The sequence below is a fragment of the Salinispora goodfellowii genome, assembly GCF_059570675.1.
Map to the genome: position 1 here is coordinate 419,637 of NZ_JCANTD010000001.1, position 23,563 is coordinate 443,199.

At 71.6% G+C, this 23,563-nt stretch carries 14 protein-coding genes and 2 pseudogenes; 6 read left to right on the top strand and 10 right to left on the bottom strand.

Annotation, left to right across the window (positions count from 1 at the left end; genetic code table 11):
• Window positions 1-65: 65 nt before the first annotated feature.
• Window positions 66-596, bottom strand: a complete 531-nt coding sequence (locus tag T398_RS01995; RefSeq protein ID WP_496443892.1) for a hypothetical protein — start codon at window positions 594-596, stop codon at window positions 66-68.
• Here T398_RS01995 and T398_RS02000 point away from each other — a divergent pair.
• A complete protein-coding gene (locus T398_RS02000; RefSeq protein ID WP_496443894.1) occupies window positions 595-894 on the top strand; it encodes a hypothetical protein in 300 nt (99 codons plus the stop codon). The two genes, T398_RS01995 and T398_RS02000, sit on opposite strands and share 2 nt — an antisense overlap.
• Here T398_RS02000 and T398_RS02005 read toward each other — a convergent pair.
• Window positions 891-1,955 (bottom strand): S1C family serine protease, encoded by a 1,065-nt coding sequence (locus tag T398_RS02005; protein ID WP_496444081.1) that lies wholly within the window; start codon window positions 1,953-1,955, stop codon window positions 891-893. The two genes, T398_RS02000 and T398_RS02005, sit on opposite strands and share 4 nt — an antisense overlap.
• Window positions 1,956-2,172: 217 nt before the next feature.
• Here T398_RS02005 and T398_RS02010 point away from each other — a divergent pair, with 217 nt between their 5' ends.
• The 4 genes from T398_RS02010 to T398_RS02025 all read left to right on the top strand — a co-directional run bounded on the left by T398_RS02010 (window position 2,173) and on the right by T398_RS02025 (window position 8,103).
• The gene (locus tag T398_RS02010) at window positions 2,173-3,528 is read left to right on the top strand and encodes an HRDC domain-containing protein (RefSeq protein WP_496443896.1); all 1,356 of its coding nucleotides are present in this window, start codon (window positions 2,173-2,175) and stop codon (window positions 3,526-3,528) included.
• A gap of 103 nt (window positions 3,529-3,631) precedes the next feature.
• On the top strand, window positions 3,632-4,828 hold the full coding sequence (locus tag T398_RS02015; RefSeq protein WP_496443898.1) for a thiolase family protein: 1,197 nt from the start codon (window positions 3,632-3,634) through the stop codon (window positions 4,826-4,828).
• 55 nt (window positions 4,829-4,883) lie between these two features.
• Window positions 4,884-6,950 (top strand): 3-hydroxyacyl-CoA dehydrogenase NAD-binding domain-containing protein, encoded by a 2,067-nt coding sequence (locus T398_RS02020; protein WP_496443900.1) that lies wholly within the window; start codon window positions 4,884-4,886, stop codon window positions 6,948-6,950.
• 139 nt (window positions 6,951-7,089) lie between these two features.
• On the top strand, window positions 7,090-8,103 hold the full coding sequence (locus T398_RS02025; RefSeq protein WP_496443902.1) for a hypothetical protein: 1,014 nt from the start codon (window positions 7,090-7,092) through the stop codon (window positions 8,101-8,103).
• Between the two features lie 7 nt (window positions 8,104-8,110).
• On the opposite strand, the gene T398_RS02030 is transcribed toward T398_RS02025, so the two are convergent.
• Window positions 8,111-9,922, bottom strand: coding sequence for an ABC transporter ATP-binding protein (locus T398_RS02030; protein WP_496443904.1), 1,812 nt, complete (start codon window positions 9,920-9,922; stop codon window positions 8,111-8,113).
• Between the two features lie 210 nt (window positions 9,923-10,132).
• On the opposite strand from T398_RS02030, the pseudogene T398_RS02035 reads away from it, so the two are divergent.
• Window positions 10,133-10,437 (top strand): annotated as a pseudogene (locus T398_RS02035) (GNAT family N-acetyltransferase).
• Window positions 10,438-10,515: 78 nt separating this feature from the next.
• On the opposite strand, the gene T398_RS02040 reads toward T398_RS02035, so the two are convergent.
• The 7 genes and pseudogenes from T398_RS02040 to T398_RS02070 all read right to left on the bottom strand — a co-directional run bounded on the left by T398_RS02040 (window position 10,516) and on the right by T398_RS02070 (window position 23,422).
• A complete protein-coding gene (locus T398_RS02040) occupies window positions 10,516-12,618 on the bottom strand; it encodes a DEAD/DEAH box helicase (protein WP_496443906.1) in 2,103 nt (700 codons plus the stop codon).
• A gap of 1 nt (window position 12,619) precedes the next feature.
• Window positions 12,620-13,924: a BREX system ATP-binding protein BrxD gene (gene brxD, locus T398_RS02045; RefSeq protein ID WP_496443908.1), complete on the bottom strand. Its 1,305-nt coding sequence runs from the start codon at window positions 13,922-13,924 to the stop codon at window positions 12,620-12,622.
• The gene (pglZ, locus tag T398_RS02050) at window positions 13,921-16,629 is read right to left on the bottom strand and encodes a BREX-2 system phosphatase PglZ (RefSeq protein WP_496443910.1); all 2,709 of its coding nucleotides are present in this window, start codon (window positions 16,627-16,629) and stop codon (window positions 13,921-13,923) included. Before pglZ ends, brxD begins: the two co-directional genes overlap by 4 nt.
• Window positions 16,630-16,708: 79 nt before the next feature.
• The gene (locus T398_RS02055; protein ID WP_496443912.1) at window positions 16,709-20,662 is read right to left on the bottom strand and encodes a DUF6079 family protein; all 3,954 of its coding nucleotides are present in this window, start codon (window positions 20,660-20,662) and stop codon (window positions 16,709-16,711) included.
• A 101-nt stretch (window positions 20,663-20,763) separates the two neighbouring features.
• Window positions 20,764-22,798, bottom strand: a pseudogene (locus T398_RS02060) (hypothetical protein).
• Between the two features lie 43 nt (window positions 22,799-22,841).
• Window positions 22,842-23,102, bottom strand: coding sequence for a hypothetical protein (locus T398_RS02065; RefSeq protein WP_018725360.1), 261 nt, complete (start codon window positions 23,100-23,102; stop codon window positions 22,842-22,844).
• The gene (locus T398_RS02070; protein ID WP_496443915.1) at window positions 23,099-23,422 is read right to left on the bottom strand and encodes a DivIVA domain-containing protein; all 324 of its coding nucleotides are present in this window, start codon (window positions 23,420-23,422) and stop codon (window positions 23,099-23,101) included. Before T398_RS02070 ends, T398_RS02065 begins: the two co-directional genes overlap by 4 nt.
• Between the last annotated feature and the right edge of the window lie 141 nt (window positions 23,423-23,563).

The following is a 23,563-nucleotide window of genomic DNA, read 5'->3' on the forward strand; positions in this document are numbered from 1 at the left end:
GCCCCACCGGCACGACCCTGAGCGCCGCCCCGCCGGCACGACCCTGAGCCCCGGGGCGCGCCCGGTCAGAGATAGTCGTCGGCCTCTGCACACACCTCGTCCAGGCCCTCGTTGGCCTCCTCGAAAGCCTCCACATCACCGAACGCCGCTGCGGTGAGGGCGGTGTTGAGCTTGTCCAGGCAGGTGGCGATAACCTCCTTCTGCCGGGCCTGCTCGTCCCGGTCGTTCTGAGTCCCGGTGAGATCCTGTTGGGTACGCGCCAGCGTCTCCTGAGCCCGTTGCAGGTCGACCTTGACCTGCTCCAGCTCGGCGCCGGTCGCCTCGATGGTCGAGTGCTGCTCGCTGATCCGCTCTTCCGCCCGGTTCAGATCACTGGTGGTGGTCACGAACAGACCGGTCATCACCCCACCAATGAGGAACAGCAGTCCCGCCACCACGGCCAGAATCACCGTCGCACGAGCCGGCCGGACGCTGCCAGCAGCCGCACCAAACGGCGGGCCCGACATCGGCGGACCCGACATCGGCGGCGGACCCGACATCATCGGCGGGGCCTCCATCGGCTGCTCGACCGGGGGGTTGACAGTCGGGAGCGGCATGGTGCTGTCCAAGGGCGCGGCCGACGGGGCGGGGGCAGGATCGCCGGTTGGCTGCCCGGGCACAGCAGGCAGCGGCGCAGTTGAAACCGACGGCGACGGCACGGTGGGCGCTGAAACCGGCTGCACCGGCACGGTGGGCGCTGAAACCGGCGGCGACGGCACGTCGGGCTCCGACGCAGCTCCAGTCGGCTCGATCGGGGGATGGGACATGACTCCTCCTGTGAAGCAGTTCGGGCAGTTCACCCGCGGGTCAGGGCAGAGCGAACTGATATGGAACGAGGAACCGGAACGGGGTTAGCAGATCTCGAAACCGTCGCAGGCGGTGGCGATCGGCACGGCGAGACTGATCCCCTCGGCGTCCCACGCCTTGGCGGTAGCGATCCCGACCACCTGCTGCTCGTCGTTGATGACGGGGCCACCCGAGTTACCCGGATTGATCGGCGCATCGAACTGAATGAATGGCGGATCATCCCCCTTGGCCTCCCGAAACGCGCTCACCACACCGGTGGTGACGCTGTCTTCCAGGCCGAGGGGTGCGCCCACAACGACGATCTGCTGACCGGACTTGACCGCGGTCGGGGCGGCGACCAGCCCGGTAAAGGTGCTGGTCGTGCGGAGCTGGGCGAGGTCGTTGGCCTCATCAACCTCGACGATGGTGGCCGGGAAGCGCTGGTCGGTGCGCTCCAGGAAGACCTGCCGGTCCCCGTCCTCCCAGACCTCTTCGACCACGTGGAAGTTGGTGAAAAGATTGGTGCCACCATCGGCGGCCGGCTCGCCGATGGCGAACGCGCTGCCGGTGTACTGCCCGGCGCGGATCCGAAACACGCTGGGCAACACAGCAGCGGCGATCGCTTCCGGGTCGAACGCAGCACCAATCGCCGACTCCAGTTCCCGCGCCCGCGCCTCCAACCCATCGAGCCGAGCCTGGCTCTCCTGCTGCTCGGCGCCCAGCCGCCGATCGGTGTCGGCGAGTTGGCCGGTGAGCTGATGGATCTGGTATGCCTGAACACCGGTCGCCAAGAGCAGCGCCGCGAGGACCAGCAGCACGGCCACCCGCCCGAACAGGACAGGCCGCCGGGAGGCTGGGGCGGGAGCCGGCTGGGCACTGGACCAGCGCCCGGTTGGACCGCCAGGAGGGGGCACGAACGGCGGTGGAACGTCCGGCCCGAAGGCCGACGGCTGGGTGGGGCCAGACGCGACCGGGCCGCCGTACGGCGGGGCCGCCGGAGGAGCCGGGGCCGCTGAGGGAACCGGTGCCCCGAATGCCGCGCTGGACCGGCCGGGCTGGAGCGGCGGGGACCAGGTGGCTCCAGGCGTGGACTCGCCTCCCACCTCGGATAATCCCTCACCCATATTCATGATTGCCATGCCCTCCCCGTGCCGATGCCGTTGCCGCGTGGCGGCAACCGCCGGCCTTGACCGCTAACTGTTCGACCGCTACGAATGTCGCGGTCTACGACCGTATCCGGCACGCACATCCTTTGTCTGCGTGGTTTGCTCAACCGAAACGGCTGACTCCCGACACGCACTGGACCGGCTGTCCCCGCCCGATCGGGTGGCGCAATAGGGTTGTCGGGTGACCGACGAACCACCCCTACCCCGTCGGGCCGCCGCAAACCGTACGGGAGACACACCGCACCCGCCGATGATCCGGTCGGGGGACACGGACGTTGACCCGACCGCTGGTGGCCCAGCTACTACCCGGCGCGACGCTGAGGGCGACCCCGCCCCGCTGACCATGCCCGGCGAGGGCACCCCTCCGCCGGTGACCACCCCGGCGGAGTTGGCCGAGGTCGTGGCCCGCTTCGCCCAGGGCACCGGCCCGGTGGCGCTGGACGCCGAACGCGCCTCTGGCTACCGGTACAGCCAGCGGGCATACCTTGTGCAACTGCGCCGCGCCGGCGCCGGCACCGCCCTGATCGACCCGCTGCCGCTGCCGGAACTGACCAGTCTGGACGAGGCCATCGGCGAGGCCGAGTGGGTGCTCCACGCGGCCAGCCAGGATCTGCCCTGCCTGGCCGAGTTGGGGCTGCGGCCGCGGCGGCTCTTCGACACCGAACTGGCCGCCCGACTCGCCGGCTTCGAGCGGGTCGGGCTCGCCGCGCTGACCGAGAACCTGCTCGGCTTCAGCCTGGAGAAGCACCACTCGGCGGCGGACTGGTCGAGCCGGCCGCTGCCGGAGTCCTGGCTGACCTACGCCGCCCTGGACGTGGAACTGCTGGTCGAGCTCCGGGACGCGCTCGACGCCGAGTTGACCCGACAGGGCAAGGCCGAGTGGGCGGCCGAGGAGTTCGCCGCGCTGGTCCGCACTGGTGCCCGCCCGCCCCGGGTCCGCGCCGACCCCTGGCGCCGTACCTCGGGCATCCATCGGGTCCGCGGGGCGCGGGCGCAGGCCCGGGTGCGGTCCCTGTGGTATGCCCGGGACCAGATCGCGGCGCGCCGCGACGCGGCACCGGGACGGGTGTTGCCGGACTCGGCGATCGTCGCCGCCGCCGAGTTGGATCCACGGGACGAAAAGACGCTGCTGACCCTGCCGGGCTTCGGCGGTCGCTCGGTACGCCGGCTGGCCCGTACCTGGTTGGCGGCGTTGGACGATGCCCGGGAGTTGCCAGCGGAGGCACTGCCGGTCGCGCCGGCGGTCGAGGGCCCGCCGCCGCCGCACCGGTGGGCCGAGCGGGACCCGGTCGCGGCGGCCCGGCTGACCCGGTGCCGGGAGGTGGTCGTCGGAACCGCCGGCGCGCACACCCTGCCACCGGAGAACCTGATCGCCCCGGACTCGATTCGCCGCCTCGCCTGGGTCCCGCCCGAGGAGATCACCGAGGGCGCCGTGGCGGAGACCCTGCGCGGCCTGGGTGCGCGCGAGTGGCAGATCGCGCTGCTGCAGCCAGACCTGACCCGGGCCCTGGTCAGCCAACCGCCGGCCGGAACCTGAGCCACCGATGTGGGGTGGGCCACACAGGGGGTGGTACTCCAGTTGGTTACTGACAAGTAGCATCCGAGAAAACCCAGTCCGGCTATCCGGCTAGGAGGCTCAAGTGCCCCGTGAAGTTCGGGATGTCGTCTTCGTTGACGGCGTCCGCACCCCGTTCGGCAAAGCGGGGGGCATGTATGCCAACACCCGCGCCGACGACCTGGTGATCCGCTGCATCCGCGAGCTGCTGCGCCGAAACCCGCAGCTGCCGCCGGAGCGGGTCGAGGAGGTCGCCGTCGCCGCCACCACCCAGATCGGCGACCAGGGCCTGACCATCGGCCGGACCGCCGCGCTCCTGGCCGGCCTCCCCAAGACCGTGCCCGGCTTCGCCATCGACCGGATGTGCGCGGGCGCGATGACCGCGGTGACCACGGTCGCCGGCGGCATCGCCATGGGCGCGTACGACGTCGCCATCGCCGGCGGGGTCGAGCACATGGGCCGCCACCCGATGGGCGAGGGAGTCGACCCCAACCCGCGGATCGTCGCGGAGCGACTGGTCGACCAGTCCGCCCTGGTCATGGGCGCCACCGCGGAGAACCTGCACGACCGGGTACCGCACATCACCAAGGAGCGCGCCGACGCGTTCGCGCTCGCCTCCCAGCAGAAGACCGCCAAGGCGTACGCCAACGGCAAGCTCCAGGACGACCTGGTGCCGGTGGCGGTCCGGGACCCGGAGACCGGCTGGGGCCTGGCCACCGTGGACGAGGCGCCGCGCGACACCTCGATGGAGAAGCTCGCCACCCTCAAGACACCGTTCCGCCCGCACGGCAAGGTCACCGCCGGTAACGCGGCCGGGCTGAACGACGGCGCCACGGCGAGCCTGCTCGTCGCCGAGGAGACCGCCCGGGAACTGGGCCTGCCGGTCGCGATGCGGCTGGTCTCCTACGGCTTCGTCGGCGTCGAGCCCGAGGTGATGGGGGTCGGCCCGATCCCGTCGACCGAGAAGGCGCTGCGCATCGCCGGCCTGACCATCGACGACATCGGCCTGTTCGAGCTGAACGAGGCGTTCGCGGTCCAGGTCCTGGCCTTCCTCGACCACTTCGGCATCGCCGACGACGACCCGCGGGTCAACCCGTGGGGCGGCGCGATCGCCATCGGCCACCCGCTCGCCTCGTCCGGCGTCCGGCTGATGACCCAGCTCGCCCGGCACTTCGCCGAGCACCCGGAGGTCCGCTACGGCCTCACCGCCATGTGCATCGGCATCGGCATGGGCGGCACCGTGATCTGGGAGAACCCGCACTGGGAGGGTGGAACCAAGTGAGCACGAACAACGAGTCGAGCCAGTGCGTCCCGCAGTCCCGAACGGAGGAGGCACAGTGAGCCTCGCGGCACCGAACGAGGTCGTCACCAAGGCCCTGCTGCGCCTGGTGGACGTACCGGGACTGGACCGCCCCGCCGCCCTGATCACGCTGGACAACGGCTTCGACCACACCAAGCCGAACACCCTCGGGCCGGGTGGCCTGACCAGCCTGGACGAGGCGATCACGGCGGCCCACGCGGCGCAGCCCGCGTTCGTCGCGGTGACCGGTAAGCCCTACATCTTCTGCGTCGGGGCGGACCTCACCGGGCTGCCGCTGCTCACCGACCGCGCGCAGGCGCTGGAGATCGGGCAGCTTGGCCACCGGGTCTTCGCCCGGCTCAAGGACAGCGACGTTCCGACCTTCGCGTTCGTCAACGGCGCGGCCATGGGCGGCGGCCTGGAGCTGGCCCTGCACTGCCACTACCGGACGCTGTCCGGCGGCGCCGCGGCCCTCGCCCTGCCGGAGGTCTCGCTCGGTATCGTTCCCGGCTGGGGCGGCACCCAGCTGCTGCCGAACCTGATCGGCATCCCGGCCGCGACCCAGGTGATCATCCAGAACCCGCTGATGCAGAACAAGATGCTCAAGCCGAAGCAGGCGGCGGAGATGGGCCTCGCGGATGTCCTGCTGGAGCCGGCGGACTTCCTGGAGCGGTCCCTGGAGTGGGCCGCCGGCGTGGTCCGCGGCGAGCACACCGTGACCCGGCCCGAGGTCGACCGGGAGATGTGGGACGGCGTCCTCTTCTTCGCCAAGCAGACCCTGGATGCCCGCCTGCACGGCGCCGTCCCCTCCGCCAACCGGGCCCTGGAACTACTCGGCCTGGCCAAGGAGACGGACTTCGCCGCCGGCACCGCCGCCGAGGACGAGGCCCTGGCCGACCTGATCTTCTCGTCGGAGCTGCGCAGCGGCCTCTACGCGTTCGACCTGGTGCAGCGGCGGGCCAAGCGGCCGGCCGGGGCACCCGACCGGGACCTGGCCCGGCCGGTGACCAAGGTCGGCATCGTCGGTGCCGGCCTGATGGCCAGTCAGCTCGCGCTGCTGTTCGCCCGCCGTCTCCAGGTGCCGGTCGTCCTGACCGACCTGGACCAGGCCCGGGTCGACAAGGGCGTGGCCTACGTGCACGAGCAGATCGAGAAGTCGGTCAGCAAGGGCCGGATGGACAAGGGCACCGCCGCCAAGCTGTACGGCCTGGTGAGCGGGTCGGTCGACAAGTCCGTCTTCGCCGACGCCGACTTCGTCATCGAGGCCGTCTTCGAGGACCTCAACATCAAGAAGCAGGTCTGGGCCGAGCTGGAGAAGATCGTCACGCCCGAGGCGGTGCTGGCCACCAACACGTCGTCGCTGTCGGTGACGGCGATGGCCGAAGGGCTCGAGCACCCGGAGCGGGTGGTCGGCTTCCACTTCTTCAACCCGGTCGCCATCCTCCCGCTGCTGGAGATCGTCCGCGGCGAGCAGACCGACGACGCCACGCTGGCCACCGCGTTCGCGGTCGGCAAGCAGCTGAAGAAGTCGAGCGTGCTGGTGAAGGACGCGCCCGCCTTCGTGGTCAACCGGCTGCTGACCCGCTTCCTGGGCACGGTGTTCGCCGCGGTGGACGCCGGCACCCCGCTGGAGGTGGCGAACAACGCGCTCGACCCGCTGGGCCTACCGATGCGCCCGCTGGCGCTGCTTCAGCTGGTCGGCCCGGCGGTGGCGCACCACGTCGGCGGCATCCTGCACGCGGCCTTCCCGGACCGCTTCGGCGTCAGCGAGAACCTCAAGCGGATCGCCGAGGCCGGCAAGCCGATCGTCGTTGACGACGAGATCAACGCCGAGGTGGCCGACCTGCTGGTCGTCGGCGACCAGCCGCTCACCGCCGAGCAGGTCCGGCAGAACGCACTCGACGCGCTGGCGCAGGAGATCCGGCTGATGCTCGACGAGGGCGTGGTCGCCGAGGCGCAGGACATCGACCTGTGCCTGATCCTGGGCGCCGGATGGCCGTTCCATCTGGGCGGCATCACGCCGTACCTGGACCGCACCGGTACGACCGAACGGGTCACCGGCAAGCGGTTCCTGCCGGCCGGTGTCGCCAGCCTCCCGGCCTGACCTGCTCCTTCCCCGTGGTCGCGGTGGCCGCCCGTCGGGCGGCCACCGCGATTCGCTCTACCCGACGGGGTCGGTGCCGTGGACCGGATCCCCGACCGGCTAGCATCAGCCGCCAGCACCCTCGCCTGGAGGCGTTGTCATGTCCTCACCGGTCGATCCCTGGTCCGGCCCGCCGGAGCACGGTGCCCAGCCCAGCTACCCGCCGCCGTCCTCACCGCCGCGCGCGGCCCGGCACGCGCATCCGGAGCACCCCGAACCGCGACCGGACGGCTGGCGGCCCCCGCCTCCGCTCGACCCCACACCGGCCCCTCCCAACTGGTCAGCCACACTTGACGAGCCGACCCAGGTGCACCGCGCCATCTCGCCGGTCCCTCCGGCCAAACCCGACCTGGCTGACCAGGACCGGCAGCCGGCGGAGACGGGTGGCCCCGCTGCCCCGTCCGATTCCGCTGCCCCGTCCGAGCCCGTGGCAGGGGCGTCCCGGCGGCCGGCACGATCCACTCTGCTGCTCTCCTTTGGCCTGGCCGGTCTGCTCCTGCTCACGCTGGGTGGCCTCGCCTACCTCACCCGTTCCAGCGGAGAAATCTCGGCCCCGCCCCCGGCCGCCGCCCCGCCCTCGGCGGAAACGCCGCACGCCGCCGGCAGCGCGGAACCAACCCCGTCGACCGAGCCCAGCCCTGAGCCCAGCCCTGAACCACAGATCCGCCTCGTCGCACCGAAGACACTCGACGGTCGGGCCAGGAGCACCGACTCGGAGCTGAAGGCGCTCGCCGCCGAGCTGGTGAAGGACCTGGAGGCCAAGGTCAGCAGCGGGAACAGCACGGTTGGGGCCTTCTACGGCAGCTTCGAGGATGAGGACATCATCATGATCGCTGCTGCCTCCGGCTTCGTCCTCAACCCGGAGCAAGAGCTGGACGCCACCGTCAAGAAACTCGCGTCGGACCTGAACGTCCGCAAGATGTCCACGATCTCCGCCGGCCCGCTCGGCGGCGTCGCGAAATGTGGGGACGGTAGCGCCTCGGACATCAAGCTCGGAGTCTGCGCCTGGGCCGACAAGGGCAGCATCGGCATGATTGTGATGTTCTCCGCGTCGGCCAGCACGGCCCGCTCCAATTTCGCCGACATCCGAGCGGAGATCGAGAAACGCTCCTGACCGCCGGTCACCGTCCGAGAAACCCACCAGCCTGTCTCGCCCACAGGGCGGCGTAGCGGCCGTTGTGGCGCAGCAGTTCGGCGTGGGTACCGTCCTCGACGATCCGCCCCTGGTCGAGTAGGACGATCCGGTCCATGCGGGCGATCGTGGACAGTCGGTGCGCGACGGCGATCACCGTACGACCGGCCATGACCTTGTCCATGGTGTCCTGGATAGCCGCCTCGACCTCGGAGTCGAGGGCGCTGGTCGCCTCGTCCAGGATGAGGATCGGCGCGTCCTTGTGGATGGCACGAGCGAGGGCGATGCGCTGGCGCTGGCCGCCGGAGAGTTTGACGCCCCGTTCGCCGACATGAGCGTGGTAGCCGGTACGACCACCCTGGTCCGACAGGACGGTGATGAAGTCGTGTGCGGCCGCCTGGCGCGCCGCCGCGACGATGCTCTCCGCCCCGGCTGTGGGCAGACCGATGTTGTCCCGGACGGACCGGTGTAACAACGTGGCCTCCTGGGTCACCATGGCGATCTGCTGCCGCAGACTCCGCTGGGTCACCGCCGCGAGGTCCTGGCCATCGATCTCGATGGTGCCCAGCTCCGGGTCAAAGAACCGCAGAATCAGATTGACAAGCGTTGACTTGCCGGCACCGGAGCGTCCGACCAGGCCGACCTTCTCGCCCGCGGCGATCTCGAGGCTGAGCCCATCCAGCCCACCGCTGCCCGTGCCGTAGTGGTGACTGACGTTGGTGATCCTGATGGCACCGCCCCGCACCGCCAGCGCTCCCGCGTTCGGCCGGTCGGTGACCACTGGTGGCTGGGCGATCGTGCGCAGCGCGCGTCGCAGGGTACCGAGACACCCGAAGAGCGCCGACACACCGTCGAGCAGCCACTCGGCCATCGCGGTGATCCGAAAGGTCAGCGCCAGCGTGGCGGCGACCATACCGATGGGGGCGGCACCGGCCTGCCACAGCAGAATGCCGTAACCGATCAGCCCCACCATCAGGATCCCACTGAGGCACACCATCCCGACGTTCATGGTGACTTCGAGCCGCTCTATCCGCAGCCGGGCGCGGCGCTCGGCGGCGAAGACGGCCCGGTCCGCTGCGGCTGGTACGTCGAGCAACGCGAGCGTGTCGACGTTGGCGTATGAATCGACCAGCAGGCCGGTGACCGCCGAGTCCGCGTCCTGATGGCGTTCGGCGGCGGCGCGGTAGCGCGGCACGACGTACGCCATCAGCCCGGCGTAGAGCAGGATCCACACCGCCAGCGGCAGGGTGAGGCGTGGGTCGACGGAGCCCAGCAACCAGATCGACCCGAGGATGTAGACGAAGACGAAGGCGAGCGTGTGCACGACGTTGTACGTCGCCATGGCCGCCGCAGCCGAACCCTCCCGCACCCGGGTGGCGATGCGACCGGAGAGGTCTTCGCGGAACCAGCCAACCGGCTGCCGGGACACCCGCCGATGCGCTCGCCAGAGCGCGCGGGTGCGCGCGTTGGGCCGGAAGGCGATGTCGTCCAGGCCCTCGTTGAACAGGTGCAGGAGCGGACGGGCGAAGAGAATCAGCGCCCCGACCACGAAAAGCTCCACGCCGTGGGCCTGCCACAGCGTCGCCGAGTCGGCCCCGGCGAGCGTGTCCACCAGGCGGCCAGCGTAGGCGATGAGCCAGAGCTCGACGCCGGCGCTGACGACGGTGGCGAGCAGGCCGGCGGCGAGGATGAACCGCAGCGGCCGGAACTCGGAGATCAGATAGGGCAGGACCCGCTGTGGTGCGTCAGCGGGCTCATCGGCACCGAAGGGGTCGGCGGCGTTCTCGAAGAAGCGAAACACGAATACTCCAGGCAGGGAGGGAAGTAGGAAGCCAAAGACCGCCTGGTGTCCTCATCTGTTTCTCCTCCGGTATCCGCCTGATATCGATGTGAGCCGCAGCCTAGCGAACGCCAACCGGCGCACCGCAACCGGATTTTTCGTCGATCCGGGGGTCCAGGGCGGAAGGATCGGCTGCTGGAGCGGTGGAGATCGGCGACTAGCATCGGGCCGATGCTCACCCTGACTCGCGACGATGGCTACCTGCTCAGCACCGCACCCGAGCAGCTCGACCTGGACCGGGTCCACCACTGGCTCGCCACCGACGCGTACTGGGCTCGCGGGCGGGACCGGGCGACCGTGGAGCGCACCTTCGCGGGCTGGGCACCTGGCTCACCGGCGCGGTCCGCGACCATCTCGCGGAGCTCGGCGTACACCGCATCCTGCTGGCCACCGCGGACGCGCACGGCGTGTACGCCAAGCTCGGCTTCGCTCCGCTCCCGCGGCCGGACCGGTGGATGCAGCTCGACAACCGGTGAACGTGGCTGATGGCCGGTAACAGCGGGCGCCACGCGCACACCCACTTGCTGGAGTCCTGGGACGGCTGCTGGGCGGACTCAGGCTAGGAAGGTGAAGCGGGTGGGTTGGTGCAGGATGGCGGCAGCACCTTCGACGTTGGCGGAGCGAGCCGCAAGCGTGGCTTCAGCTAGCCGTTTGGGAAGTGCGGCAGAGAACTTGAGGCCTTCCAGAGCTTTCTCGTCAATCTCCGGAAGGCAGAGTCGCTCTTTCGCCGTCGCTGCCGCCACAGCCCACTCCGCTGGCGTCAGGTCTGCTCGCAGGCGGATGCTGCGGTCGTCGAACCGCTCGACCGGATCAATCACGTGGCCGAGCGTCGCGGTCAGGGTTGTGTTGACGCGAAAGCCTGCCCACGTCCACCAGCGTAGGTCGCCGCTCTTGGTACGCACGATGACGTTCCCGCCGGGATGCACGAGGTGGAGCTTCTCCTCGCGCTCCCGGGCGAGCCGGTCCGACGCTCGTGTGGTCAGCTTCACCGGAGGGACTCCGCCGAGCAGCACTTCGCGGACGGCACGGGCCAGCATGAAGCTCAGCCCAGCCCATCCGGTGCCGAGCCAACGCGCTCGTCCGCCAGCGTCAGCCGGCGCCACAAAGCACCGTCGCCGGCGCCAGTCGATGTGGGTGACACGCCAGCTGCGACCGCCCAACAGCAGTCGGCGGTCGCCTTGGACCTCCTCGGTGAGCAGGCTCGGATCGATCCGGCCGAGTTCGTCGCGCCCGACCAGCACCGTGAATTCCGGGGGCCCGGTGAAGACCGCGGTCAGCTCCATGAAGTGCCGACGGCCAAAGCGCTGTTCGGCCATGGGCCCGATGAACAGCATGTTCGCGTCGCGATCGAGATAGCCCTGCTCGACCAGGTGACGGACGATCGGTCGGGCGCTCTCACCGAAGGGGCCAAGCCCATTCCACGCCTGGGTCCAGAGCTGGTCGCCGACTTGGTGCTCCTGGAGACAGAGAGCCAGGATCTGCTGGGCGACGATGTGCCGCGGTTCGGGTGGCGCGGTCACTGGTTCCACCCAGCCGCGGGACCAGAGCAGCAGCAGCGCCGCTGCCTCGGTCAGCGCCTCCCCGTCGAGGGTCAGGAAGAGGCAGTTGCGGCTGGTTCCCGCGCGTCGGCCGGTGCGGCCGAGGCGTTGCAGGAAGGAGGCGACCGAGGCGGGAGCGTCGATCTGAATGACCCGATCCAGGTCGCCGACGTCGATGCCAAGCTCAAGTGTGCTGGTCGAGACGATGACACAGTCCCGCGCCTCGCTGAACGCCTGCTCGGCGCGGCGACGCTCGTCGGTCGACAGCGACGCGTGGGAGAGGAAGGTGGTGATCCCCTTCGCCCGCAACAGTTGGCCAAGCTCTTCGACCGTCTGCCGAGACTCGCAGAAGACCAGGCGTTTCTCCCCGTGGTGAAGCCCTGCGATCACCCTCGCCGCGTTGGGTAGGGAGCCCACGTAGTCCAGCTCGATGTCGCCCGGTGGTGGACGATCGGTCACCGCAGCCACGTCCGGGGCGACCACCTGGGCGGGTCGACTGCCGGCCCCGGAGCCCTGGAGCCAGGTCAGGAGGTGAGCGGGGTTACCGACGGTGGCGGACAGCCCGATCCGCTGCAACGGCCGGTCAGCTACCCTGCTCAGCCGTTCCAACACGGCGAGCAGATGCCACCCGCGGTCGTCCCCGGCGAAGGCGTGTACCTCATCGATGATGACGGCACGTAGGCCGGCGAAGAAGAGCCGGTGATCCACCCGAGTGCTGACCAGCATGGACTCCAGTGACTCGGGGGTGGTGAGCAGGATGTCGGGCTGTTCGTAGGAGATGGCACGTCGGCGAGCGGCGCTGACGTCGCCGTGCCAGACGGCGGCTCGGCGGCCGAGCCAGCCGGCGTACTGCTCAATTCGGGGTTGCAGGTTGTTGAGCAGTGCCTTCAGCGGGGCGAGATGGAGCACCGAGGTGCCGGTCCAGCGCTGCTCCGCCATCCGGGTGAGCAGTGGGAACAGCGCCGCCTCGGTCTTGCCGCCGGCGGTCGGGGCGAGAAGCAGGGCGTCCGAGCCGTCGCGAACCGGGGAGATGGCGGCGCGCTGCATCGGGCGCAGGTCGCGCCAGCCGAGGGTGTTGACCACGTGGTGCAGGACGACCGGGTCGAGGTCCGACCGCATGTCAGATCGGCAGTTCGATGTCGTCCGCCGAGGCGGCTGCGTTGCGCTCGACGTCGGTCAGTTCGTCGGCGCGGAGGGTCAGCTCGTAGTGGCGGCGCGGGTCCCAGTCCGAGAACTGGTCGACACGGTCGAACACCTCCGCGACCAGTTTCTTCAGGTAGATGCGGGGCGCGACTCCAACCCGGCCGCCGAGCGCTCCGGTGACGGCGCGGGCCAGCATGGCGAGGTAGTCGTCGTCCACTCGAGCCGCAACCGCGGGACTGGCGTAGATCGTGCGCACCCGGTCGCCGAGTTCGACGAGCGCGTCGGTCGGGAAGCCCGGCAGCCGCAGCTGCGTGGCGCGGGGGTTGTCCCAGCGTGGATCTGGCCCGAAGTCGGTGGCGAGCCGCTGGGCGAGCGGCGCGAGGCGCTGCACCCCCTGCGGCCCGTCGAAGAAGGCCGGTGTGCCGGTGATGACGACCATCAGCCCGGGAAAGCGGTCGGCGTGCACCTCGTCGATGAGTTGGCGCAGCGAGTTGAGCGCCTTGTCCCGCGCGTCGGAGCGTACCCGTTGCAGCGTCTCGACCTCGTCGAGCACGAGCAGGAGCCCCTGGTGCCCGCTGTCGCGCAGGACGGTCAGCAGCCCGCGCAGGAAGCTCAGCGCCGCGTAGTGGTCGAGGTCGCCCTTCACCCCCGCGGCCCGGCGCACGGAGGCGGCGACGTGTGGCTGACCGCCGAGCCAGGCGGCGAGGCCGTCGGCGGTGTGGTGGTCGCTGGCGGCGGTGGCGGCACGGTAGCCGCGGAGCGCCGCCGCGAAGCCGGGGGTGCTTCGGGAAATCTCACCGAGACGGCGTTCCAGCAGTTCGCCCACCGCCCGGTCGAGCCCCGCGGCGTCGTCCTCGGTCAGGGCGCCGTCGGCGAGTGCATCCTCCTCGAGCACGAAGATCCAGGCGTCGAGCACCGGCCGGAACGCGCTGGGCGAGAACTGTTCGGTGCTGAGGTGCTCGACCAACCGACGGTAGACGGTCTCCATCCGGTGCAGCGGCGTCTCCAGTTCGGAGATCTGCACCTCGGCGGCGGCGAAACCGCGTCGCTTGGCCCGCTCGGCCAGCCACCGGGTGAAGAAGGTCTTACCGGCGCCGTACTCACCGCGGACGGCTTTGAACACGCTGCCGCCACCGGCGACCCGGTCGAGGTCGTCGTCGAGGGCGGCGGTGAACCGATCCAGCCCGACCGCGAGTGCGTCGAGCCCGTTACTCGGCACGACTCCGCGGCGCAGCGCGTCAACGATGTCTCGGCGGCGGCGGGCGGAGATCTCGACGGTCATTGCGACTCCAGCTCGAACTGCTCGACCAGCAGCGCCCGGTTGAGGTGGACCGTACGGCCGTCGGGGTCGACGGTGATGACGGGGTAGCCCTCGACCTGCAGCAGACGGCGCAGCGCGGTGATGGTGCCGGTGATCCGGTGCGCCGGTACTCCGGCCCGGGCGGCGAGGGTGTCGAGGGTGGCCCGGTCGCCACCGGCGAGCAGGATGCCGAGCAACGCGCCGACCCGCTCGTCTGCCAGCGGTGTCCGGGGGTTCCGCCGCTCGGCGTAGCGGGCGCTGTCGAGCAGGGCCTTCACCAGGTCGGGGAGAGTGGGGTCTGGGGCGGGAGCCGCGGCTGCTGGGGCGGGCGCTGGATCCAGGTCGAACAGGCTCTCGGCCTGTGGTTCGACGGGGCGCCGGTGTCGGTTGCGGGCGGGCGAAGCCGAGTCGGACGGCGCTGCCACCACCTCGGGCAGCGGTTCCCGCCACCAGTCGGGGCTGGCCACTGGGCCACCGGCCCATCCGGGTACGGCCTGGTCGTCGTTCGTGGTCAGCACGAGCAGTGGAATGACGGCCTCCGCCGGTGCGGCGCCGCCGTGGTAGCCCGCTTTGCGCGGTCCGTACCGCGCCTCCTCCCGCCACGGCAGGACTACCGAGCCGCCGCCGAGCGCCACCCGGCCGCCGCTGACCGCGATCTCGTCAGCGCCGGCCGGCCCACTGCCCGTCCGCCACCGGTTCTCGCTGCCGGCGCTGGGCAGCACGACCGATTCGGGCCCTCGGTCGACCACGTGCCCGTGGTCAGAGACCAGCACAACCATTCGGTCGGCCGCCGACGCGAGCAGGTCACCGACGGCGGTGACGGTGTCCCTGCCCCAGACCGTGCTGCCGGGGTCGCCACGGTCGAGGGCGTCGTCGATCGTGTTGATCACCGCGGCGACCACCGGGGTCGCCCGATCGTCGAGCGCGGCCAGCACCTCCGGGTCCAGGGCGGTGCCAGCAGCGGCCCGTATCGCTTTCTTGTGCAGCAACCGCCCGGTGGGCCACCGCTTTGCGAACGCCGTCAGCTCCGCCCGTTGGCCACCGGTGGTGATTCGCCCGCTGAGCAGACTGCACCGGCTGACCTCGGTGACCGTGGGCAGCGCCGCAAGTACACCGGTCCGTGGCCCACCTGCGGGGGTGAGTTCCACCCAGGCCCCGCTGCTGGTGACCGACTCAGCCAGCTCCGTGGCCGCCGCCACGCCCATGCCGTCGAGGATGAGCAGCAGCACCCGGCGACCATGGTCGAGGATCGGCTGGACCACCCGGTCGAGTACGTCTTCGACGAGTAGCAGCGCGCCCGGTTCGGCGTTGGCGGCGGTCTCGCGAGCGAGCAGGGTGGCGAACTGCTGGTCGTGGCGGGACCGGCGAGCGTCCACGGCCTCGTGCAGCAGTCGGTACGCCTCGGCGACCGGCAGATCGGGGTCGCCGGCGAAGATGTCGAGCCGGGCCCGGTCGACCCATCCGTCCTGGCGGACCTGCCGATGCACCGCCTCCTGCAGGGTGGCGGGCGCGGGGCCGTCCACGGTGTGCAGCCAGCGCAGCAGCCGCACGGCCATCCGGGCGGTCTCCACCCGCCGGGTGTCTGCTGCGCGATGCGCTTCGACCGCGGCGAGCGCCGACTGGGCACGGGCGACCGCAGCCGGCAGGGCCGACCCGCTGGTCGGCACCGCGAGCCGTACGGCGTCGGCGAACGCCCGCAGTCGGTACCCGAAGCCGGTGGGCAGGACGGCGGAGGAGCCCAGCAGATCGGTGGTGCCGATCTCGGCGGCGATGGCCTCGGCCTGCCGCAGCATCCGCATCGCCTCGGCCTGCCCGTGGGGGCCGGAGTCGACCGTTCGGTAGATCCACGCTTCGGCTGCCTGGTGTAGCGCCTGGGCCTGCGCTGGGGAGAGCCGCAGTCCGCCGAAGCGTGGCTCCATCCGGGTCCTGCCGATGGCGGCGGCCACCTCGTCGGCAGTCTCGCTGCCGGTGGCCCACAGCAGCCCGGCGAGCAACCCCAGTGGGATCGCGTCCACCCCGTGCCCGGCGCGGACGCAGGCCATGATCGGGGTGGCAGCCGGGCCGGCGGTGCTGGTCAGGTAGTCGGTGATCCCGTCAGCGACGGCGTCGGGCACCGTGGTGATGCGCCGTTGCCGGTGGGCGTGCGTGCTCCACTGCACGAGGCCGCTGTCGTCGAGTTCGGCGGGGGGCAGGTCGAGCAACTCGGCGGCGAGGCTTCGCAGCGCGTGGTCCCGGGTGAGGAGCACCCCGGGCGGAGGTGGCCATCCGGTTGGCGGAGCGAAGTCGGTGAGCGCGTTGGCGACCCAGCGACCGAGCCGAACCAGGGTCGGGTCGAGGGCGCTCACCCCGCCGAACAGTTGCCGGACCAGATCCCACGGGTCGATCTTGCGGACGGTATGGCGGCTGAGGTGAGCGAGCAGACCGTCGCCCAGTTCGCTGTCGGTCAGCTCGGTCAGCAGCACCAGTCGCTCACCGTCGGCCCGGTCGTGTAGGGCGGCGCGGGCGGCGATCGGGGTGGGGCAGGGCACCACCCGCACCGCGGTTCCGGCGACGGTGAACAGCGGTTCGACGGGCCATTCCGGGCGGGCTGTCAGCGCGATGGCTTCGGCGGGGTCGTCCTCGGCGAGCCACGCCTCGACCTTCCGACGAACGGCGTCCGGCTGCGCGGTGCTGACCGGCGCGCTCACGACAGCGACCGGTGGTCTGTGGCTGCCGTTCGTCGGTCAGCCGCGCTCCCGGTATCGCCCCGTTCGGCTGCGGTGCCCATCAGCGAATCTCCCAGGTGACGATGATCCGACGGCCGGCGCTGACCTCGCTCGCGATCTCGGCGGCGACCTTGTCCCAGCCGGCCGGGTCAGTCACCTCGCGGGTGTGCCGCGCCACAGCGACCGGGCCATCGGCCGTCCGGTCGACAGCGCCACCGATCGGCGGCGGACCGGCGGTCTGGGCCGGCACGCCGCCGACCGTCGTGCCGCCGGTCGTCGTGCCGGCGATGGTGCCGCCGGTGGCGGGGGCGGGCTGACGGCCGGCTGGGTTGAAGCCCTCGTCGTCCGGCCGCGTACCGGATTGTGGCGGCACCGGCCCGGTAGCCCGGTCGGCGGGCGTTCCGCCAGCAGCCGTACCGTCGTCGGGGCGAGCTGACGGCGCGGCGGCCAACAGGCCGGCGGAGGCGGTGACGGCCGCCTCGAGGGCGTCGACGAGGCCCTGCCCGTGCTGGTCCCGTCGGGCGGCATCCCGCAGCTCTTCGATGATCGCTCGGGCCTGCTGGTCGTGGGCGGCCCGGGCCGAGATGGCCTGGAGTACCGGCCACTGGTGCTGCTGGGCCAACGCACCGCTGACCTTCTCGGCCTGGCTGAGTACCGCCCCGACTGCCTGGTCGTCGATTTCGCCCAGGTCGGCGCGGGCCATCGTCTCGACCAGCACCACGTCGTCGCGCTCCCCGGCCAGGTCGGCGACGAACTGGGCCGCCCGACGTGCGGTCGCCAGGCGGCCGGTTGCCGCCGCGACGTCCAGGCCGAGCACGTTGGCGTGCGCGGTGAGCGCCTTGACCAGTTCCCGCGCCGCCTGCTGCCGGCTCGCCGCCGACGAACGCAGCGCGCCGGCGAGCTCGCCCAGGTTGGCCGGGGTATGCCAGGCGGGCAACACGCCACCGAAGATCGCCGAGCCGCGGTGGACCGCCGTGGCCCACGCCTGCTCGTCGGGCATCGGCGGGTGCCGCAGTTCCAGCTCGTCTCGCACCGCGGCGAGGTCGGCCACATCGATCTTGACCTCGTGCTGGTACCAGGCGAGTTGCTGGTCCAGCCCGAACACCATGATGATCAAATTCTGCAGATCGCGCTCGAAGCCGAACGCGGCGGGCTCGTCAATGAGCCTACGCAGCACGCCCACCGGGAAACGGTCGGTGTAGCCGTCGTTGGCGGCGGCCTGGAGCAGCTGCTGGCTCCACCGGCAGGTGGAGGTGGTGAGCACGTACCGGCCGTCGTGGTACTCACCGAGACGCAGGGTGTTGCAGATCCGGCGCAGCGTGCGCTGGTCGGTCGGGTTGGCGACGGTGACACCGCGGGTGGGGTCGGCGGCGGCCCGCCGGACGTACTCCAGGACCTTGGCCAACTCGCCACGGGTGACCGGCTTCTCGTCGTCGGGCATCGCCGGTTGTCCCGGGTAGGCCCAGGCGAGAAGTTCCCCGGTCAGGTTGTGGAAGGCTTCCGCGAGGGTGCCGCCGCGCGGATCGCCGACGTGCAGCCCCTCGGCGAGGGTGTGTAACACCCCGACGGTGTCGTCCTGTACGTCCGACCCGTGCGAGGCCGCCGACCCGTAGCTTTGCATGAGCGCACTGAGCAGCGTGCCGCGCAGCTGGGTCTGGCGCTGTTGAAGGTAGACCTTGCCCTGCTGCCGGTCGGCGAGGGACCAGTCCGCGGCGAGGGAGTTGAGTCGGTCGCCGGTGCCGCTGCCGAGCAGATAGTTGATTTTGGCGAGCTGGCCGACCTTGCCCATCAGCTCGTCGGTCAGGAAGTACGGCAGCCAGAACACGGTGCGGGAGCCGCGTTCGAGGCTCTCGATCCGGGCCCGGTCATCGCTGCGCTGGTATTCCGGCAGGTCGAACGGGTAGTCGATGACGATCCGCCACGCCTCCCCGGTGCCGATCAGCGCGGCGGCCGGCATGGTGTCGGGGTCGCGGACGTTGCCGAACTTGACCTGGACGGTGTGCGTGCGGCCCCGCCACGGACGCGGGACCAGCAGCTCACCGAGCTGCCCGCCGGCCCCAATGATGCCCATCTCGGCGGTGACCAGGTCCCGGAGGAGTTGCTGTCGGACGCCGGTGGTGGTGGTCTCCTCCTCGGGCACCAGGTCGAGCAGCTTGTCGTAGTCGACGGTGTGCAGCTTGAGGCTGATCACCGGATCGGGGGTCTTGGTGAGGTGCAGCTCGCCCGCGCTGTCGGCGACCCGGTTCAGGCGGTTGAGCACGATCTGCCGCTCGTAGCCGGGGATCGGGGACGCGATCGAACCGAAGTTGAGCGCGTGCAGCTTGGCGGCGGTGAGGTTGTGCAGGGCCGGCACCTCGGGCACCAGCGCGCCGAGCAGCACCGTCTTGATCAGCTTGTCGTCGAGCTGGAACTGCTGGTGCCCGGCGGCCTGCGGCTCGGTGATGCCGTTGAGGTCGAGCAGGATCGGCCGCAGCTTCTGCCGGTAGAGGGTGCGGGCAGACTGGAAGAGCTGCTTGAGTTTGGGCCGGTCCGGGAGTTCGCCGTGCAGGACGAGCGGGTCGAAGAGCGCGGCGACGCCGATCAGGTCGTTGACCTTGAGGGTGTCGCGGCGGTCCACGAGCAGCTCGGTCATCACCTTCAGCGCCGTGCGTTCCCGCTGCAGGGCCTGGGAGAGCGCGACCAGGGTGGCGACCAGCGCGGGCGAGAACGGGTAGAGCTTGCGGAAGGCGGTGGCGTCGGAGCCGATGCCGGCGTCGCCGTACTGGGCGCCGAGCAGCAGCGCGTCCCACACCTCCCGGTTTCCCTTCACGGCGGCGAAGGCACTGTCGATCACCGCCCGTCCCTCATCGGTGAGCGGTTTGAGTAGCCGCTTTTCGGTGATCTCCGGCAGGTTGGTGTCGGCGAGGGCGACCTCGCCGAACCGGCCCTGCACGCTGCGCATGACGTGTGCGAGCGCCTCCCGCTCGGTGCCGCCGACCTGCGGGCCGAGGAAGTCCTCCAGGTTGCGCTGGCGGGCGACGAAAGAGATCAGTGGCAGGGGGCGGGTGGCGTCGGCCGACTCGACCAGCTTGTTGAGCTTGGCGCCCTCGGTGTTGACGAAGACGTGGTCGCTGATCTTCGTGGAGAGCCAGAGGATCAACTCGTCGAGAAAGAGCACGAGCCCGTCGTACCCGAGCGACTTGGCGTGCCGGGTAATCACCGCGAGGCCGGTGTCCAGATCGAGGTATTCCCCGCTGCGGACCGCCCCGGTGTAGAAGGTGCTGGTCAGCGCGCTGACGAGGCGGTCCCGGTCGGAGGTGCCCGGCGGCGCCGCCGCGGCGGCGGCGTAGCTGTCCGGGGTCCAACCGGCGGCCCGGGTGACCAGCACGGCGAGCCCAGCGCCGTCGGCCGCAGGCCCACCGCCATCGGCCGCAGGCCCGCCGCCATCGGCCGCAGGCCCGCCCCCATCGACCGCAGGCCCGCCCCCATCGACCGCAGGTGCGCCGCCGCCGTCGCGCAAGGTGGCGAAGAAGGCGTCGTCACCCAGCTGTTCCCGCAGCCGCGCGGCGTCTTTGAGTAGCGCGTCCGACCGGTGTACGGCGGGGACGGGCGCCGCCGGGTGCAGTGCGGTGATCTGGTTGAGATAACCCTCCAGGACGGCCTGCTCGACCGAGCGGGCGTCGAGCATGTGAAAGGTGAGCGGGAGCAGCTTTCGGTCGCGCAGCCACGGGTCAGCGGCCAGCACCGGCTCGGCCAGGCCGCGCACCTCGCGGGCCTCCGGGTTGTGCTGGAGGATCTCCCGCAGCACCGCCATGAAGTGCGACTTGCCGGAGCCGAACGAGCCGTGCAGGAACACCGCCTGGGAGCGGCCGGTGGTGACGGCATGGCCGACCCGGCGCAGCGCCTCGACGAAGTTCTCCCGCAGCTGGTCGGTCACGACATACCGACGCAGGTCAGCACCCTCGGCGGCGCGGACGACGAAGTCACCGTCCCCGACCGAGGTCGGAATGTCGATCACGTCCCGTAACAGGGTCATCCTTGCTCCTCGCGTCGCCGCCCGACCGTGCCGCCGGCGTCACCGGCGACCCGACGATCCTAAGCCGTCCCGTCACCCTGAGCTGCGATCGACTCCTTCCGCTATTCCCCGCCGGGAAACCGCAGGGCGGAGACCGCGTCGTCGAGGGTCGCGGCGCGGGCCAGCGACCGGACGCGCTCCCCCTCGGCCAGCCAGAGCCGGCAGCCCGCCCGGTCGAACGACACCAGCACCGGCTGCCCGGCGTAGTGCCGACCGACCCGCCGCAGCAGCCCGGTCGGGTCCGCCACCGGGGGCGATGGTGCCGCCTGCGGCGCGGGCACCGGCCGGTCCGGCTCCCGGGGAACGGCGGCGAGCAGGTGGCTGTCGAGGTACTCGACGCACCGGGCCACGGCGAGTTCGACGCTGGCGCAGAACGGAGATTCCGCCCCGAGCGGCGCGTCCCGGGCCGTGAGGCGGAGGTCCCACCGTTCCCCCTGGACCTTGGTCGGGTCGCCCGAGTCGAGGCGGTGATCACAGTAGGTCAGTACGGCGGCAAGGTCGAGCGCGTGGGCGAGCCGCAACAGGTCGGTCAGCGGCGGTACGTCGGGCGCGGCGGCCAGCACGAACAGTCGGGCTCCGGGCAGCCCGGCGCCAACCCGCTCGACGTGCTGGCGGGCTGGCTCGACGACGGGGTCGTGGACCGTCACCGTGCCGTGGAGCAGGTCCTGGTCGACCGGCCGCTCCTCGTCGAGGCGGCTGAGGTCGGCCGGGCGTACCCCGAAGATGGCGGCGTGGCGGGCCAGCCGCCAGTGCGGGCGTAGCTGGTGCACGGGGGTGCCGTTGGGCTGGTAGCCGACCACCGGAGCCGACTCCCCCGCGACCGGGCGCCACGTCTCGTGGCGCACCCGGCGCAGGTCGGTCACGGTCACCGTCAGCGCCGCCGGGATCCGACCGCCGTCGCGGCAGGTGAAGCAGGCCAGACCCGACGGGGCGAAGCCGGCCCCGGAGCAGCGCGAGCACTGCGGGTCGGGGCCGGGCGCACCGATTCGGCAGTGGCAGCGGCGCAGCCGGGTGCCGGGCCGGCAGTCCGGGCAGGGGCGGTGCGCGACCGGCTCGCCCCACCAGGCCGGGTCGGGCGGCTCCACGGCTCTACGTACCAGCTGCCGCACGTACCGAACGATCTGGCCGGTGTCGCGTTCGTGCAGCTTCTCGACGGTGCCGGCGGGTCGCAACGGGGTGTGCCACCAGCGCCCGTCGCGCCAGACCGCCTGGGCGCCGGGCGCGTCGTCGGCCAGGTCCGCGAGGACGGCCCGGCCGAGCCGGTCAGGGTCCACCCTCGGTGGTACGCCGGCAGCTCGCACCGGACGTACGGTGTAGGCGGGCGCCGCACGTCCCCGCTCGTCGAACCCGCGCAGCGCCTCCTGGAACGTCGTCGCGGCGACCGCCGAGGGCAGGTCCCGGGCGTGGGCGGGCGGGCGGGTCGAGCGGCACCTGCCCGCCGGGCAGCTCGTAGCGGATCGCCCAGACCGCCACGTCGTACGGACGGCGAGCCTCCACCACCAGATCGAGGTGGAGCAGGTCGGCCAGTTCGCAGAGCCGGGCCAGCTCGCGGCCGGGTTCCGGGGGCGGCGGCGCCTCGGTACCCCGTCCGACGTAGACCCGCCACGGCGCGTACTCCTGCTGGGCAAGGGCTTCGGCCTCCAGGGCCAGGCGTTCCCGCGCCGGCAGGTCGGCCCGCCACTGCCGGGGCAGCCAATACACCGGGTCGTCCAGGGCGCACTGCCCCCAACGTGGGCGTAGCCCGCGCACGCCGACGGTGGCGGCCAGTTCAGTGACAATGTCCCGCGCCCGCGTGATGCTGTCGGGCCCGGCCGGCGGGTCGAGGCGGCCGGGCAGCAGCCGCCGGGACGCCGCCGCCCCGGTGTCCAGGTTGACCACGGTGACCACGAGCTGCGCCCGCCGCCGCCCCGCACGCCCACACCGGCCGCAGGACTCGACCACGCTGCCGTCACCGCCGCAGACCCGACAGTCGGCGTACGCCTGGTCGGCGTACCCGTCCCCCTCGACGACGAGTTGGTCCCCGCCCTGGACACAGACGCAGCGCCGAACGCGGAAGCCCAGCCCGTCGCACTCGTCGCAGTCGATCACCTCAGGCATCGTTCGGTCCTTTCGCCCACCCGAGCGCGGCCCCTTCGCGCGGTCACGAGCGCCGACCGCCGAGCCGGCGGGAGCAGACACCGTCGTGGCCGTCCCGCAGCAGACAGCGCCGGCCGCCGGGCAACGGCAGGTCGCAGAAGACCCGATGGCGTACGTCCTGCGCGTCCTCGGCCGACACGGTGGTCTCCCCCGGGTCGGTCCGCGGCAGCACCTGCGCCCAGCGGGCCAGCACCCGGGCCAGCCGCTGCGCGGCGGGCAGGTCACGGGCCACCACCGGCAGGTGGACGACGTAACGGCCGGTCACCGCCGGGGCTCCGCTTCCGTGCCTGCCCACTGGACACGGGCCTGCTCGGACTGCCAGCGGCGCAGCGCGTCCTTGACCCGGTCGGTCTCCCGCCGGCTGCGGGCCAGCGCGTCGTAGACAGCGGCCAGGTCGCCGGCGACCCGGCCGAGGAACTCCCCCACCTCCTGCGGGTCCAGCCCGCGCCGGCCCAGCCGCGTGGACCGGAACCGCCGCCCCCGCACCTGCCACGGCCACAGCGGATCGTAGGCCGCCGAGCGGTAGCAGGTCGGCCCGAGAACCGACCGCCGACGACGCCTGGAACGCCGGAAGAAGACGCGCATGACAGCACCTGCCCCTCACCGTTGAGATTGAGCTGTGGAAGGGGTAGGCCCACCGGCCCGCCCCGCACCGGCGGACCCACCCCGGCACCTGCCACCGCAGCCCCGATCGGCAGTACGGCAGCAGGGCAGACGTTCAGCCCC